Here is a 14841-nt window from a genome sequence, read left to right as displayed (position 1 = left end):
AATTAATCCTCGCCTTGCTTTGCGTTGAGCCGCGCGAGCAATTCAGCCTTACGCTCTTCGAACGATTTGTCGCTGCGTTTGTCGTCGATCGTAAGCTCGGTTCGTTCGTCAAGATCGCCAACGCGCTTCAAGAACAATTCGATTCCTTTCATCGAGCCGCGCGAAATACCGTCGATTAGTTTCTTGTAAACGAACGGCAAATACGTGTTAACATACGTACTGGCAACGTAATTTTTATAAGCGATAAAGTTTTCGTCGCCCGTTTCCCAACGATGTAGCGTCATGCGTGAGACGCCGACTTCCGCAGCGATTTCCTCTTTCGTTTTGCGCTCGTCCTTATCGGTAAAATCGTATTCAACTAGTAAGACCGCTGCTTCCTTTTGGCCGGGCTTTAGTTTCGTTTCGTCGTATTGAAATCGTTGCATAATACGTCCTCCTTTCGTGGAAATATTAAGAGGCGCCGGATTGACGTGCTTCCAGCGCCTCTGCTATTCGTTTATTTGCGATTTCAACGTATTCGGGTTCGCGTTCGATACCGATAAATTGACGGTTAGTGTTAATTGCCGCAACGGCCGTCGTGCCACTTCCGATACAGTTATCGAGGACGATTTCGCCCTCGTTCGTGTATGTGCGGATTAAGTATTCGAACAAGGCGACGGGTTTTTGCGTTGGGTGTAGCGTAAAATCTTCTTGTTTCGATTTTGAATAAGTTAATAGAGTAACAGGATAACGCTTTTCTAAAATATCACCCTCAAAAACGTCTTGACTTTTTCCGTATACTTGTTGTGTACTTCTATTTTTACTTTTTCGCGGTTTCTCCCTATCTCTCATCTGCGGATTATACGTACATTGTTTTTTATAAAAAACACATATTTCTTCTACTGACTTCAGAGGTTGTTTTTTTGCATTTAAATGACCGACTCCCCTAACCTTATCCCAATACCAGCAATACTTGAACATTTTAGGATTGCTCATAATCAATGCACTTGTAAACGGCTGACTCGCCGTTAATACTATCGCGCCATTATCTTTAATTACCCGCTCATATTGCGCCCACAACGGCTCAAACGGAATAACCGAGTCCCATTTACACGAGGTCGTACCGTTAACCGTATGGAAGGTCGCACAAAATCATGTCGATGGACTTGTCGGGAATATACTTCATTAACTCTAAACAATCTCCTTGATGAATTTTATTGATTTCTAGCCCTTCCATAATCGGCATCACCTCCTAAGAACAAAAGAAAACGCCTTATATAAATAAGGCGCTTTTCGTTCCCGTTTTTATTTTGAATTTGTCCCATTCTTCTTGTGTCATATCGCACTTTGCTCGATTTTCGAACCAACTAAGTATTTGCAAATTACTTAACTCCCAACTACCGCCTCTCGATAAAGGAACGATATGGTCGAGTGACGGTCTATACCATTTATCGAATCCTGATTCCTTCCAACGATTGAAAACTATGTTAAAATGCTCATCGTAGTAAAATTTTAAAATAAATTGTTTATATCGCTCTGTATCGAAATGAACACTAACTCTATCCCGCGTTAATATCCTATTTAAACACTTTACCTTTTCTATATCGTCAAATTGATTATAAAAATCGAAGTCAACGTCATATTTTATATGAGCTACCATGTTTTTAATGTTGTGCTCTCGCGTCATTTTCTTTCCGTGTGACCACGGTTTGCTACCTTTGCGCGCTTCAGCTATTTTACGTCGGTGTTCTTCGGTAAACACTCGACGTCGACCTTTAGTTGTAATCTCGACATCATTCCGTAATAAAATGCGTTTAATCCGATGATGATTAGTATTAAATTTATCGGCTATTTGACGTAATGTCCATCGTTCATTAACGTATAAACGAACTATTTCTTTTTCGTCTTTATCATTAATTTCCGTCATATAAACAACCTCCGCATTGTTTATTTACTCCGATTTAATAAGAATGGCGGAAAGCGTAATCGGAGTTTTACGCTTGTCGGAACGGTTCGCGACGCCGTTCCTATTCCGCCTATGTACCATTCTAATGTATTATATGCACAATTTAAAGGGTTCGAGTTTTAAAATTTTGTAAGAAATTTTCGGATACCAGGGCGCGAATTTCGAAAAACCCATACCGGGGGGGCTATTTCGGCGAACATGCGTTCGTTGCATATCGATGTATAGTATATTCATTGCTAGTTAACATAAAAACCATTATGTTATATACATACGTTGCATAAACGTTGATATAACGCCATTTCACAAAGTTACGCGAATTATCGTTTATGCACGATTTTATACAAACGTTGATATGACGCTATTTGTGACGTGTTTGCGAGTTTGTGAATACGTTATCGAATGCATAAATTTCGAATTCGAGATAACGCCAACCCCTCGAGTTTTCGGCGGTCTGTCCGTCGTGAACGCGTTGCCCGGTGAAATCGACCGTTCTCGTAACGGACAAACACACGACCATTCCGATAAGCTTCATTATTATATTGGCGAATAGGCGGCGTGTTACATCGGCACGGAAAAAAGTGTGCGCTTATTCGGACAAATGCGGCGCACCTAACGTTTGTTTTTTTTATCTATATACTTCTTCGAGTAATCTTTCATATAATTTCTTCTGCGACAATATCATATGAGTATTTATTGTTAGTATTATTCGCGACAAGTATATGAGCGTTAGCGAATATACTTGCGCAAAGTATTATTGTTTTTAAATTGTTCTTTTTCCGTTGTTCTTTTTATTTTCCCGTGAGTGGGATTTAATTAATTCCCGCTAATGGGAAACGATTAATTCCCGTCAATGGGAATTTGGTAGTTTCCGTTGATATAACGGCATATACATCTTTTTCGAATGACCATGCCACGATACTCTTTTCGTAATCAATACACCTTCCGACACGAGTATGTCGAATAATCCTTTAATGCGGTCGCCGTGTATGCCGGTATCTTCGCGGATTTTTTTCACGTTAGGATACGCCCACATGTACGCCGATCCCTCGCTTTGTCCGTTAACATATGCGTGAACATACATGTAAAGCGTCAAGCAATCTCGCGCCGTTTGCCCGTCATATTTCGCAGTTAGTTCCGGTAAAAGTTCGCGATATATCCAATGGGGAATTGGCGTATACTGACCGTTGTTGAGCACTGATTGCTTTTGACGTAATGCCTCGCGTTGTTCAACCGTTAATTTTTCATCGTTCATTACCGATACCTCCGTTCACTAATTTAACTTCGTTAACTAATGCGGCCTTCCGCTTTTGCCCTCGCTTTTCTCACATCGTATTCATCGAGTAGTGCCGATAATTCCGGCGTGCGATCAAATACCCACATACGTCTGTTCGTGCGTTTGTGTCGTGTCACGTATTTATAACGCATCCCATTCGCTTTTAAAAAGTGCATTAATGTCGTTGAATAGCAGTAGAAATTTTCGTTCATTTAAATACACCCCTTTTCGCAAAATAAAAAGCGCTAAGCCGTCAGCCTAACGCTTCGTCAACGGTTTGGATTATTCGTTGTATATGTCGCTAACAAACGCTCGAATTCAGGCGTGCGCTTATATTGCCAAAATTTACGCATTGTATTTTCGTTGAGACCTGCGCAAATATAACGTTGACCATTCGTGCGTAAGAACTCATGTAAATTTGGCGAATAACAATAAAAGAACTCGTTTATTTTTTCCATCACTCGGCTCCTCCTCGCTTATAACGTAGTTCCTGCGGAAAGTTATCGACCGCGCTTTTTACTTTGTCGTAGCCGAAAATAAAAATTAAGTGGCGTATGAAGCGTTGTAATGGCATATTAATCGTTATGTCGTCGGTTTTGATCGTTACCGCATCGCTGTAATAATACGGATTGTCCGATAACGTTATCTCGCCTTTTTCGGTGCGTAATTTAACATAATTGTTCGTTTCCATCGAACTACCTCCATGTCAATTTAAATTAAAAAAGCGCCGGATTCACGTCTCCTTTTCGTTTGAATTTGCCGTGCGGTTAACACGAAAAAGCCCGCCAGCATTGCGCTGATGGGCGTTTGTAAAAAGTTCCATCCGTTCTTTATAGCGGAAAGTTTTAACGTTTTGTCAGCCGTTCAACGAAAAATTCATTCCGTTTCTTTGATGACAACCCGTAACATCCCTTCCGTTTTCCCGCGAATAAAATCGTTATACTGTTTCCGTCGTTCTTTATTTTTCGCTTTCACAGTCCGATCAATGTATGCATTTTCGGATTTATGGCGTTTTCTTCTTGATCCCGTTAATTTTCGTTCTTGTTCGTGGTCGGTTGATTTTAACGGAACATTTTTCGCTGATCTTTCGTTGAATAATCGATCGCCCATTATCGGATATTCCGTATTTTGAATACGGTAAGGCGTTCTATCACTAACCTCCTCGTACAAACAAAGCGTCGCCAACCGGTCAAGCTGCGTTGGGTCAGGTCGGCGACCAGTCGCGGTAATATATTCGTCCGTCAGCCGTTCAATTGCGGTGAACCGATCAGCACGCGGCAGCTTGCCTGCTTTTGTTTGCGTCCATAGATCGTTTATTTGTACGTTAAATTGTTCAAAATTCATTGTGCAATCTCCCCTGTTCGCACTTCGATAATTTCCACATATTCATCTTCGCGCTCGATTCCGATAAACCCAAAACCTTCGCGCTTGGCCGCTACTAGTGTACTTCCGCTGCCTGCAAATGGGTCAAGTACGGTGCCACCGGGCGGAGTGACTAAGCGAACAAGCCACGCCATAAGATCGATTGGTTTGACCGTTGGGTGTGAATTTCGCAACGCTATTTCCTCCCCGCGCCAATCACTGTTACGGTCGCGTTTGCTTGCTTTTTTCGAAAGTTCTTGCGGTGTCACGTTGCTGTATTTCGACCAAAAGGCGTCAGGTTCGGTTGTGACGATGTTTGCGGGGAATCGTCCTTTTTCAGATGGTATATAAACCGTATCCCGTTCTCGATTGCTATTATCGGATTTATACGCATTATTTCGTATGTTTTGATTCGACGTTGCCTTTGGTTTATTGCCACAGAATAAAATCCTACAACCGTCTACATTAATCGCACCTGTGCCCCAACGCTCTACGTTGTCGCATACCGTACCTTCTAACGGCTTGCGGACGACGATGATCGGTTCATGTGCGGGTTTTAGCGCCGTGCCCCAGCCGTCCCATTTGCGGGCGAGATCGGTTACTGGCTCGTAAACATACCCGTAATCAGAGCGATACTTCAAATTTTGTTTTAATTCCGCTTTTCTTCCGTCATCCCCAGCGACACTAAATCCTTGCGACTGAACGCCTAGCTTTTTCGCCCGCTTATCAAACGCCTTGCTTACGTCCATCGACTTAGGGAAGCCGCTAAAATACAGCCATTCGATCACGTCGCGCACTTCAAATCCGGCGAGCCTAAGCGCAATCGTCATTAAATCTTGCGTTCGTGTGCCGGCAAACACAAGCGCATGACCTCCCGGCTTTAACACTCGATGCACTTCGCGCCAAATATCAGGATGCGGCACAAAAGAATCCCAGCGCTTGCCCATGAAACCGCCGTGCCCGTGGTCATAAGGCTCACCGTTCATCCATTTCGTCAGTACTTCGACGATGTCCGGTTCTTTTGATAATCCGTATGGCGGGTCTGTTACGACGCTATCTATGCTATTGTCCGGTAACTTTTTTAATCTATCGAGGCAGTCTCCTTTTAAAATCATGTATTCTTTCGTCAATTTATCGCTCCCCCTTCTTCGCTTGTAATTGCGTACCCTTCGCCCATTCTCGCCCACACATCGTACACACGCGCCACTTTCGCCGTTGCCACCGTAGCCAGCCGATTGACCGTTTGCTTGCTGGCGCCCATTCGTTCGCCCGCTTCCACCTGCGATAAGTCCTCGAAATACACTAGCGTAAGTGCCTCACGCTGCCTTTCGGTCAAGCCGGCCTTTTCGATCGCAGTCGCCAAGTCAACGAGCAAGATAACTGCGTCATAATCTCCGTCATATTGCCGTTCAACTAACGCGTGATAGTCGCGTAATAAGCGTTTCACACCATCTGGATTATCGAGTGCGTAGCGCTGCTCAAGTGCCCGTTCTTTTGCGTTAGTATCGATCGGTCATCTCCTCCTTCCGTTTTACATAACCCTTTTCAATCCACGATTGACGCGGAAAGTACTCTGTTACTCCTTCCGTTAAAAAGCCCGTTGGTACTGTTTCGCCTGATTTTCGGTCTGGCTTCTTTTCTTCCGCCAATTCCGTCCATACCCACGGATTACTTTTTTGCAAATTGAATCGCCACCTTTCGCTTGATTTTCGTTTAAAAATCGATTATACTTATCGTAAAATATCAGAAAATGAGGTGTACGTTTGAAAAAGGAATATAGCGATATGCTTGACGGTTTCGAGTTCGTGCCTGCTGACGGTGCACCGTTTATTACGCTCGACAATCAACGTCGTTTTTACATAAATAGAACCGCACGGAAACTATTGGATGTCAAACCATATGACCGCCTTGCCGTTGCTTTTCGTACGGACAATAAAGCGCTTGCCATCGTCAAGCCCGGCGTAATTGACGACATTCATGCCGACCTAGCGCAATACGTAATTGACAAACGTTACTATATGTCGGCAAAGAGGTTTGTTAAACAACACCCGTTTCCAATCGAAGAAGCGCCATATAAATTCGCGTATGATCGCGGTTCAAGCGACGGGAAAGTGTTTATTTTTCGGTTAGCTGGCGAATAACCACGTCAATCTTCGCGCACAATTCGTCAACCGTCCCGTCATTCAACACTTCGTAATCCACCGCGAAAGTATCAACGAGCAATTCCGTTTCGTGCGCCAAGTCCGCTTCGGTAAAGTCATCGCCGACTTTCCGCGCACGTTCCAACCGCAATTCATCTGGCGCAGAAATTCGTACAAATACGAAACCTTCTCGTTTCAACCTGTCGTATTCGTTTTGTTGTCGCACGTCCTCGATCAAAACCCGCAAGGGGTCATTGCATTGATTATGCGCCAAATACTCGTCAACCTTTCGCATGGTTGCGTCAATCCACACATCTTCGCCAATCGTTGCCCGCGCCCATTGACCGAACGACTGGTAATAGGCGCGCGGTTTCGGTTGTCGAGGTATTTGCGGAAAAGCGCGGTGAAATGCGTTTTTGAGCGCGTCGCCGAACGCAAACGGCTGGAAATCGTGCATTAGCGATAGGTATCCGGCAACTAACGACTTGCCTGAACGAAGTTTGCCGCAAAGGGCGAGTTTGATTGGCGGTTTATTCATCGCCTTTCACCGCCTTTACTAACGCTGCTAACGGCTGCGTGCGTTCGTCTAAATCGGCAATGTCGTCGAGCGCCCTTTCGACGTTTCCCTCAACCACCTCTAAATCGATGTTAATGTTTTGAATGTCGGCTTCCAATCCGTCAACTTTGCGTGCGTATTCGCCGAGTTTCCGTTCCAACTCCGTCACTCGCCGCGCTAAATTAGCGAGCAAGTCGAGTACGGATTTAGACGCTTCGGTTTCGTCTACCGTCAGCACGTCGTCGCTTTCTTCGGCTGGCTCAACGGGTTCAAGAACGAGGTATTGAAAATGATAAATAGCGCCTTTTTCACCGAAATCATGCGGACTTATCATTCCGCCGAAACTGCTGCCGTCTGTTTTGATGATTTCTACTACCTCGCCGATATTTTTATATACTAACGAAACATTTGCTTCAACAACGATGACCTTCTCGCCGACTTTGGCGTTACGACCCACCATGCGGTAGCGTACGCCGTCGATGTGTACGATATTGGTCGGTTCAAGAACGCGATATTTTGATAGATTAGTATGACCGTTTCTGTATCGCCCTAATAATGTATATCCATTCACATGATATACGTCATATATACGGTCAATAAATTCTAACTGCTCGTTACTAACTACTTTATCGCCAACTTCCGCCTTCCGGTCAACCTCGACATACTCGCGTAATACCCCGCCTAAGTTTTCGTCAGGAAGCACGTGAATTTTGCTCATTCCGATTCCTCCGTTCTCATAAATCCGAAATCATTATCACGCAACACCTGCGCTAATACGTTACCCACCCGTCTAATTAAATCTTCGTCATGCTCGTCATAACCCGCTTCAAAAAACATAGCGTGCAGTAATTCGTGTGCGATAACGTTATGTTTTCGTTCTTTACTTAAATCAGCGTCTATTTCGATGGTACAATCGTCATACGTCACTTGACCGTATAGCGAATACTTCTCGCGCAATTCATCGACTTCTTTAACTTCGTAATTGACGCAGCCAATTCTAAATTTCAATCCGATTCCTCCTTGACTAACTCGCCGATAGATACCGGAAAGTGCGGTTTGACAAGTTCGTAAACGGCTTCCGCGTATTCTTGTATTTCCTTCTGTGCATCATGTGCCATCCGCTGATTCAAGAAATGCGCTATCGATTGAAGCGAAGCTGTCCAGTACCAACGAACGTACATGCCATAAGCAGGAAGGAATAAGCGTGCTTGTTCGGCGCAAATTCCGTTGTGTAGCGCTTGTTCGTATAAATCTTCACCTAACTTTACGTAGTTCATTAGTGCTTTCGTATGTTGTTCGCCTATTTTGATGTCTATAGGTTCACCACTGCCTTGCTTCGAGTTTTCCGGCGCCGACCGCCATTCGTCAGCTTTCGGAATGTAAAACGCAGGATATTCGGTAATATAACGCCGTGAACTTTCGTTCCAGGCGTCCATTACGTGATCGCTTCCGACAACGTACTTCCACCATTGGCGCGCAACCATTAACGGCGCGTAAACTTCGAATTGTAAAATAGCGTGTCGGAAAGGAGACGTATGTCCTTCGCGTGCCAAGAACTTAATAAGGCGAATGTCGCGCTCGGTTAATTCTTTCGATTCTTTGTCGTAGCTAACACGCGCCGAGTTCGCGACTGTTAAATCGGAACCCATTACGTTTACTAGGCGTACATATCCGTTGTCTAAAACGTTAATCATTCGTTGTTCGTTCATTCGTGTCTCTCCTTCACAAATTCACCTTTTCGTGATTTTCGATGACAATTCGTCAAACTACTTAACACCCGAACTACCGAATCCGCTTTTACCGCGCTCTGTTTCGTCCAACTCGCCAACCTCGATAAAATACGCCTGTTCGACCGGTTTGATTACCGCTTGTGCGATACGATCACCACGGCGAATGATGTACGAACCATCTTGAACGTATTCATCGATTTTTACCGTTTTATTTGTAATATCACGAGCGAATTGAATTAAGCGCCCATCTGTATAAACGTCATTGTCGTGCAAACAGTCGACAATCACGCCGATCTCGCCCCTAAATCCACTATCAACCGTGCCAAGTACAACGCGTAATTTCGTTTTCAAGCTAATTCCGCTGCGTGGTCGCACTTGTATTTCGTAGCCCGGCGGTAACTCAAACGCCAAGCCTGTGCGGACTAACTTCGTTTCGCCCGGCTCGATAATCGTATCTTCAATCGCAACAAGATCAAAGCCGCTGTCTCCTTCGTGTGCATAGCGTGGAATTACTGCGTCAGGATGTAGACGTTTGATTTTGACGTTAATTGTCATCGTATCGCCTCCATCGTTTAATTTTCGTAAAGCATCGTTGTGTCTTCCGATTACCTTTGTGGCTATTTTTCGGGCTTTTTCTGTTCGCGAATCTTGCTCGTTAGCCTAGCGCCATTGGTCATCGTTTGAGTACGTCATTCCGATTCCTTCTTAATTCGCAAATACAACGTTTTCCACATGCGGTACTCTTCAACACAATCGACACAAATAAAATCATATTCAGCAGGAATTTCATATTCCTCATAAGCTTCAAAACTATAAACATTTTCATTTTTACAACATTTTTCACATAACATAAATGCATTACTCCTTAATCCAGTCAATTATAGGTTCTCCTTCATATCCATATTCCCACACAAACCAAGCGAAACACATCATTGTGCTGTTCTTTTGTTGTACACCTTTTTTATATATTTTAAGTCTCTGAGAAAATACATATACTTTTTTCAATGGCGTTGTTTTAAACAATTCATATCTTTTTATACCCTCAAGAAACTGAATCTTTAATAGCATTGCCACCTTTTTATTTGCTTGTGTTAGAGCATGTTGCACAAATTCAGTTGCATACCTATATGGTGGATTTGTTATAATATTATCAACTTTCTTATATGTGCTTAAAAAATCTATACCTACATCTCCATATCCTCTGTCTATCAAATCAGAAGAATAAACTTCTAATCCATACTCTTTTAACACTTTACTAATTGCTCCATCTCCACAAGCACATTCCCACGTTAACCCTTCAAACTTTTCTCGTTTTAATAATTCGTGAACTGCATTTGGCGGAGTGGGGTAAAAGTCATTTTCTTCACGATCTTTACTAACACCTTGTATTGAATGAGCTTGACTGATTTTCAATATATCATCTCCCTTTATTGTGACCGTAAAGCGTTTCGTAAGCTAAATTCGCCCATTTATCAATTTCGGAAGCCATTACGCATTTGCCACCGAGTTTGTTCAGCGCTTGTTCGAAGCCGCCAACACCGCTGAATAAGGAAACGTATGTGAACGTCAATACACATTCCCCCTCGCTTCCAACTCCGCAAACTCCGGCGCCATTTCGTGATTCCGTAAAATGTCCTCGACTACCTCAACGACAGGGTGTCGTTGGACTTCCGTCAAGTTAATATGATCGAAATATTCGTAAGCTTCTCGCTCATATAAACCGGCAAGCAACCGATAAAGCCCGTTCGTTTTCGTGTTCCGTAGTTTCGTGTTGTCAATTTGTGCAAAGTTCCCGATGAATACGAATTTCGAACCAATCGTCGGTCTTGTTGCGATCGCTGCGATTGTGTGAACGTCGAGGTTCTGCGCTTCATCTAGCATAAGAAATGCATGATTGATTGATCGTCCACGAATCGTTTGAATCGAATCGAAAAATATCTTGCGTTTGTCGTCGTCGCCTTCCGCAAAGTATTTCTTCAATTCGCTAGGTTTGGCGGTCATAACTTCAAGATTATCCATGAACGGTGCGACGAACGGATAAGTCTTTTCGTTTAAGTCGCCAGGCAATGCGCCAACGTCCATGCCTAATTGTGTTTGAAGTCGTGTGTAAATCAATTTGCGGTAGCGTCGCGTTTCAATCGTGTGTTCCAGCCCAACTGCTTGCGCGATTAAGGATTTGCCGGTACCTGCGGGCCCCGTTAGAAACGTGAAAGGCTTGTCGCTAATCAACGCCTGCATGGCTCGTTTTTGAGCGTCATTTTTCGCCGATATTCCGAAAAACGCCAATTAGTTTGCCTCCCTCACGTTTCCTTTTTCGTCAAAGTAAAACCCGTTGCGCTCAGCAATACGCTCAACCTCCGAATAGTCTGGCTCGCGACTGTCGGCAATAATCGCCAACAGTCGCTTGAAGTCGCGTTTAATGCGTGAGTTGCGAATTTTAATCGGTTTATCGTTCATTGACGTTCCTCCTTTAGTCGTTTATAATTCGTCAAATCCGTTGTCTTGCACGTTCACTTTCGTATATTGACGGCTTTTTTGCTCGAAAAAGTCCGTCTTTCCTAAATCGACTTCCTGATACGCTTTAATCCATTTCATCGGATTTTTGCGCGGTGTATCCGGGAACGCTTCGTAACCGTATCCGAGTTGATTGCAGCGAACATTTGCGTAAAACTTAATGTATTGTTCTAAATCGCGCATACTAATTCCGTCAATTCGATCGCCAATGACCGTTTTGCCCCATTCGATTTCCAGTTCAGCCGCTTTACGGAATGTTTCGATTGCAAACTGTTTCAGTTCGTCGGTATCATATTCTGGGTTTTCAACGAGAACTTGACGGAAAATTTTCGCAAACAGATCGACATGAATTTGTTCGTCGCGATTGATGTAATTTATCATCGTACTTGTCGCGACCATTTTTTGATTACGAGCCAAATTGTAGAAGAATGCGAAACCGGAATAGAAGAATAGTCCTTCGAGTATTACGTCAAACACAATCGATTTCAACAAATTTTCAACGGTTGGATTTTCGGCAAAATCGATATACCCGCCGACAACAAAATCGTTTCGTTTTCGCAATGTCGGTTCTGTTCGCCAATATTCGAACACTTCGTCCTGAACGTTTTTCGGTACAACCGACGACAAAACATAGCTGTACGAATGATTATGAATGACTTCCTGCTGCGCTAATATAATCATTAATGCGTTAATAGACGAATCGGTTAAATAATCTGCAACTTTGCCGGCATAGTCAGTTTGAACACTATCCAATAACGCTAACAGTCCGATAATTTTTAAGTAAGCACCTTGCTCGTGCTCGGTTAGCTTCGGAAATTGTTTGACGTCAGGCGTCATGTCTATTTCAAATGGCGTCCAAAAATTCGCAAGCATCCGTTTGTATTTTGGGAACGCCCACGGATGGGCAATGTCGTCCCAATTCAAAACATTGGAACAACGCCCATTCACAATGGCGGTAGATTTATTCGGTGCTGCCGTATCCATTAGTTTTCGTTTTTCTACTCGCATGTTATCGTCCTCCTTGTTGTTATTAACTAGCGCACCATTCACATTCTTCGATTTCATCAGATGTTGACCGTACGTAATATGTTGTTTTCAATCTTTGTCGCCATGCCATCAAGTGTAAATCGAGCAAGTCTTTCGCTTTAACGTTGTTAGGTACATAAAAGTTAAACGAAATAGATTGGTCAATATGGCGTTGACGAACCGAATTTTGCCTGATACTCCATTTTTGATCGATTAAGTACGCTGTTTTGCGGTAAATGTTAAACGTTTTGTGGTTAATGTCCGGCGCTGTGACCGGAATCTTGTAATCTTTCTTTTCCTCGCTATATTCGATGTTAAAAATCGGGTCTATCGATGCTGTACTTCCGGCGATAATGGACGTGGAAGCGTTTGGTGCGACCGCCATTAAGTAGCCGTTACGGATTCCTGTTCGGATAATTTCTGACTTAAGTTCGCCCCATTTTGAGAATCCGCCACAATCCGCTTCTTCTGCGTAACGTTTATCGAAATACTCGCCGGTTGACCAATCCGAACCTTCAAACGCTGGGTAAGCGCCTTTCTCTTTTGATAAGTCAGCACTCGCCTTGATCGTTAGATACGCAATCTTTTCGTAAAGTTCATCGGCATATCTTACGGCTTCTTCCGATTCCCACTCAATATTTTTCAACGCAAGCAAATGATGCCATCCGAACGTACCTAATCCAATACCACGGTATTTTTGATTAGTTAATTGCGCCTGTAAGACTGGAATATTATTTAAATCAATCACGTTATCTAGCATGCGTACTTGAATCGGTATAAGACGTTCTAAAACACCGTCCGTAACCGCTCTTGCTAGGTTAATAGACGATAGATTACAAACGACAAACTCGCCCGGATTTTTAACGATAATGATTTTACCGTCCTCGACGTACTGTTCTTCAACCGTTGTGACGCTTTGATTTTGTGCAATTTCCGTGCATAAATTCGAACAATAAATCATTCCTTCGTGCTTATTCGGATTCATCCGATTCACTTCGTCGCGATAGAACATAAACGGCGAACCTGTTTCAAGTTGGCTAATCATAATCCGTTTCATAACTTCAATAGCCGGCACGCGCTCTTTCGTCAACTCGTTACATTGAACGCATTCTTCGTATTTTTCACGAAATGAGCCGCTGCCTTTTTCTTCATCGTAAAAATCTTCCAGCGAGTAGCCCATTACGCGACGGACTTCGTGCGGGTCAAATAAGTACCAGTCGCCCCGTTTTTCGACTTGCTCCATGAAAATGTCGGGTATGCACACACCGGTATACAAGTCGTGTGTCCGCAAACGTTCGTCACCGTTATTCAATTTCGCGTCAAGAAAAGCGAAAATGTCTTTGTGCCACACGTCGAGGTACACGGCAATTGCGCCCTTTCGTGTACCAAGCTGATCGACACTTACCGCCGTATTGTTCAGCTGCTTCATCCACGGAATAACGCCAGATGACACACCTTTGAAGCCTCGAATATCGCTCCCACGACTTCGTATTTTTCCGAGATATACGCCTATGCCTCCGCCATTTTTCGATAGATTTGCTATGTCCGTATTTGAATCGAAAATGCCTTGCAAACTGTCGTCAACGGTATCGATAAAACAACTCGACAATTGGCCGTAAGACTTTCCGGCATTGGCAAGTGTTGGCGTAGCAACCGTCATATATAGATTGGATAGCGCCCAATACGCTTCTTTTACGAGTTCTATTCGCTTATTTTCCGGTTCTAACGACATGAGATACATTGCGATGATTAAGAATCTTTCCTGCGGTAACTCAAACACTCTGCCGTCGTGATCTTTCGCTAAATAGCGATCAGCAAGCGTTCGTAGTCCAATGTAAGTAAATAAATTGTCGCGTTCCGGCTCAATAATTTGCGATAGTTCAACGATTTCTTCTTTTGAGTAGCGTTCTAATATTTTCGGGGAATATACGCCAAGCGTTGTTAGCGTGGTTAATAACGAGTAAAAGTCGCCATATTTCTTTGCCGCGTCATAAACACGACTTCGTGACGCTTCTTTGTAAAGTTTTCGCATATAGATTCGTGATGCAACGAAAGTCCAATCGGGATTAGTCATGTCGATGTTTTCCAACGCCGTGAGAATAAGTAAATTCGTAATTTGATCGGCACTGTATTCGTCGCGCGCGGTAATAGCACTTACGATTTTTTCTTTATACTCGCCCGTTTCTATTCGATCAAAGTCGCTTGAAACTTCATCAATAAATCTAATTAAACGATTTTCATCGAATGGTAGTCGTCTTTTTCCGTCATTTTTCGTTATGATCGTCATTAAGTCT

The 14841-nt window shown here is 43.5% G+C and carries 24 protein-coding genes; 1 reads left to right on the top strand and 23 read right to left on the bottom strand.

The genetic code is table 11. The features are described from left to right. Positions 1 to 2 precede the first annotated feature (2 nt). The 11 genes from NSQ61_RS03015 to NSQ61_RS02965 form a co-directional block, all read right to left on the bottom strand. Positions 3 to 425, bottom strand: a complete 423-nt coding sequence (locus tag NSQ61_RS03015; RefSeq protein ID WP_340805930.1) for a phBC6A51 family helix-turn-helix protein — start codon at positions 423 to 425, stop codon at positions 3 to 5. A gap of 25 nt (positions 426 to 450) precedes the next feature. Continuing rightward, positions 451 to 1059 carry a DNA-methyltransferase gene (locus tag NSQ61_RS03010; protein ID WP_340805929.1) on the bottom strand — a complete coding sequence of 203 codons (609 nt, stop codon included), beginning with the start codon at positions 1057 to 1059 and terminating at the stop codon, positions 451 to 453. Positions 1060 to 1252: 193 nt separating this feature from the next. Further along, positions 1253 to 1906 carry an NUMOD3 domain-containing DNA-binding protein gene (locus NSQ61_RS03005; protein ID WP_340805927.1) on the bottom strand — a complete coding sequence of 218 codons (654 nt, stop codon included), beginning with the start codon at positions 1904 to 1906 and terminating at the stop codon, positions 1253 to 1255. Positions 1907 to 2792: 886 nt separating this feature from the next. After that, a complete protein-coding gene (locus NSQ61_RS03000; protein WP_340805924.1) occupies positions 2793 to 3197 on the bottom strand; it encodes a hypothetical protein in 405 nt (134 codons plus the stop codon). A gap of 32 nt (positions 3198 to 3229) precedes the next feature. Then, positions 3230 to 3430: a DUF5659 domain-containing protein gene (locus tag NSQ61_RS02995; protein WP_340805922.1), complete on the bottom strand. Its 201-nt coding sequence runs from the start codon at positions 3428 to 3430 to the stop codon at positions 3230 to 3232. Positions 3431 to 3487: 57 nt separating this feature from the next. Further along, positions 3488 to 3676: a hypothetical protein gene (locus NSQ61_RS02990; RefSeq protein ID WP_340805920.1), complete on the bottom strand. Its 189-nt coding sequence runs from the start codon at positions 3674 to 3676 to the stop codon at positions 3488 to 3490. After that, the gene (locus tag NSQ61_RS02985) at positions 3676 to 3909 is read right to left on the bottom strand and encodes a hypothetical protein (protein ID WP_340805918.1); all 234 of its coding nucleotides are present in this window, start codon (positions 3907 to 3909) and stop codon (positions 3676 to 3678) included. The genes NSQ61_RS02990 and NSQ61_RS02985 overlap by 1 nt, the downstream gene beginning before the upstream one ends. 185 nt (positions 3910 to 4094) lie before the next feature. Further along, on the bottom strand, positions 4095 to 4562 hold the full coding sequence (locus NSQ61_RS02980) for a hypothetical protein (protein ID WP_340805915.1): 468 nt from the start codon (positions 4560 to 4562) through the stop codon (positions 4095 to 4097). After that, complete coding sequence (locus tag NSQ61_RS02975) at positions 4559 to 5710, bottom strand: DNA-methyltransferase (RefSeq protein WP_340805914.1); 1152 nt, start codon at positions 5708 to 5710, stop codon at positions 4559 to 4561. The genes NSQ61_RS02980 and NSQ61_RS02975 overlap by 4 nt, the downstream gene beginning before the upstream one ends. Then, positions 5707 to 6027, bottom strand: a complete 321-nt coding sequence (locus tag NSQ61_RS02970; protein WP_340805913.1) for a sigma factor-like helix-turn-helix DNA-binding protein — start codon at positions 6025 to 6027, stop codon at positions 5707 to 5709. Before NSQ61_RS02970 ends, NSQ61_RS02975 begins: the two co-directional genes overlap by 4 nt. Before the next feature lie 52 nt (positions 6028 to 6079). Beyond that, positions 6080 to 6262, bottom strand: a complete 183-nt coding sequence (locus NSQ61_RS02965; RefSeq protein WP_340805912.1) for a hypothetical protein — start codon at positions 6260 to 6262, stop codon at positions 6080 to 6082. 81 nt (positions 6263 to 6343) lie between these two features. Here NSQ61_RS02965 and NSQ61_RS02960 point away from each other — a divergent pair, with 81 nt between their 5' ends. Next, positions 6344 to 6721 carry a hypothetical protein gene (locus NSQ61_RS02960; protein WP_340805911.1) on the top strand — a complete coding sequence of 126 codons (378 nt, stop codon included), beginning with the start codon at positions 6344 to 6346 and terminating at the stop codon, positions 6719 to 6721. Here NSQ61_RS02960 and NSQ61_RS02955 read toward each other — a convergent pair. From NSQ61_RS02955 to NSQ61_RS02900, 12 genes are all read right to left on the bottom strand, one after another. Then, complete coding sequence (locus tag NSQ61_RS02955; protein ID WP_340805909.1) at positions 6696 to 7259, bottom strand: AAA family ATPase; 564 nt, start codon at positions 7257 to 7259, stop codon at positions 6696 to 6698. The genes NSQ61_RS02960 and NSQ61_RS02955 overlap by 26 nt on opposite strands. Continuing rightward, positions 7252 to 7995 carry a hypothetical protein gene (locus tag NSQ61_RS02950; RefSeq protein WP_340805907.1) on the bottom strand — a complete coding sequence of 248 codons (744 nt, stop codon included), beginning with the start codon at positions 7993 to 7995 and terminating at the stop codon, positions 7252 to 7254. The genes NSQ61_RS02955 and NSQ61_RS02950 overlap by 8 nt, the downstream gene beginning before the upstream one ends. Beyond that, positions 7992 to 8285 carry an ImmA/IrrE family metallo-endopeptidase gene (locus NSQ61_RS02945; RefSeq protein ID WP_340805905.1) on the bottom strand — a complete coding sequence of 98 codons (294 nt, stop codon included), beginning with the start codon at positions 8283 to 8285 and terminating at the stop codon, positions 7992 to 7994. The genes NSQ61_RS02950 and NSQ61_RS02945 overlap by 4 nt, the downstream gene beginning before the upstream one ends. After that, positions 8282 to 8986, bottom strand: coding sequence for an FAD-dependent thymidylate synthase (thyX, locus tag NSQ61_RS02940; RefSeq protein ID WP_340805904.1), 705 nt, complete (start codon positions 8984 to 8986; stop codon positions 8282 to 8284). The genes NSQ61_RS02945 and thyX overlap by 4 nt, the downstream gene beginning before the upstream one ends. Positions 8987 to 9043: 57 nt before the next feature. After that, on the bottom strand, positions 9044 to 9562 hold the full coding sequence (locus NSQ61_RS02935) for a dUTP diphosphatase (RefSeq protein WP_340805903.1): 519 nt from the start codon (positions 9560 to 9562) through the stop codon (positions 9044 to 9046). 134 nt (positions 9563 to 9696) lie between these two features. Next, positions 9697 to 9858 (bottom strand): hypothetical protein, encoded by a 162-nt coding sequence (locus NSQ61_RS02930; protein WP_340805901.1) that lies wholly within the window; start codon positions 9856 to 9858, stop codon positions 9697 to 9699. Between the two features lie 7 nt (positions 9859 to 9865). Next, on the bottom strand, positions 9866 to 10420 hold the full coding sequence (locus NSQ61_RS02925) for an NAD(P)-dependent oxidoreductase (RefSeq protein WP_340805899.1): 555 nt from the start codon (positions 10418 to 10420) through the stop codon (positions 9866 to 9868). Positions 10421 to 10424: 4 nt separating this feature from the next. Then, the gene (locus NSQ61_RS02920) at positions 10425 to 10577 is read right to left on the bottom strand and encodes a DNA cytosine methyltransferase (RefSeq protein ID WP_340805897.1); all 153 of its coding nucleotides are present in this window, start codon (positions 10575 to 10577) and stop codon (positions 10425 to 10427) included. After that, positions 10574 to 11293, bottom strand: a complete 720-nt coding sequence (locus tag NSQ61_RS02915; protein WP_340805894.1) for a PhoH family protein — start codon at positions 11291 to 11293, stop codon at positions 10574 to 10576. Before NSQ61_RS02915 ends, NSQ61_RS02920 begins: the two co-directional genes overlap by 4 nt. Beyond that, the gene (locus NSQ61_RS02910) at positions 11294 to 11464 is read right to left on the bottom strand and encodes a hypothetical protein (RefSeq protein ID WP_340805892.1); all 171 of its coding nucleotides are present in this window, start codon (positions 11462 to 11464) and stop codon (positions 11294 to 11296) included. It lies immediately after the preceding gene. Between the two features lie 21 nt (positions 11465 to 11485). Beyond that, complete coding sequence (locus tag NSQ61_RS02905) at positions 11486 to 12529, bottom strand: ribonucleotide-diphosphate reductase subunit beta (protein WP_340805890.1); 1044 nt, start codon at positions 12527 to 12529, stop codon at positions 11486 to 11488. A 22-nt stretch (positions 12530 to 12551) separates the two neighbouring features. Continuing rightward, positions 12552 to 14834: a ribonucleoside-diphosphate reductase subunit alpha gene (locus tag NSQ61_RS02900; RefSeq protein ID WP_340805888.1), complete on the bottom strand. Its 2283-nt coding sequence runs from the start codon at positions 14832 to 14834 to the stop codon at positions 12552 to 12554. Positions 14835 to 14841: the final 7 nt, after the last annotated feature.

The sequence above is a fragment of the Aeribacillus sp. FSL K6-1121 genome (assembly GCF_038003725.1).
GTDB lineage: Bacteria > Bacillota > Bacilli > Bacillales > Aeribacillaceae > Aeribacillus > Aeribacillus composti.
Note: the sequence above shows the minus strand (reverse complement) of the source record. Positions and strands in the feature narration are given on the sequence as shown.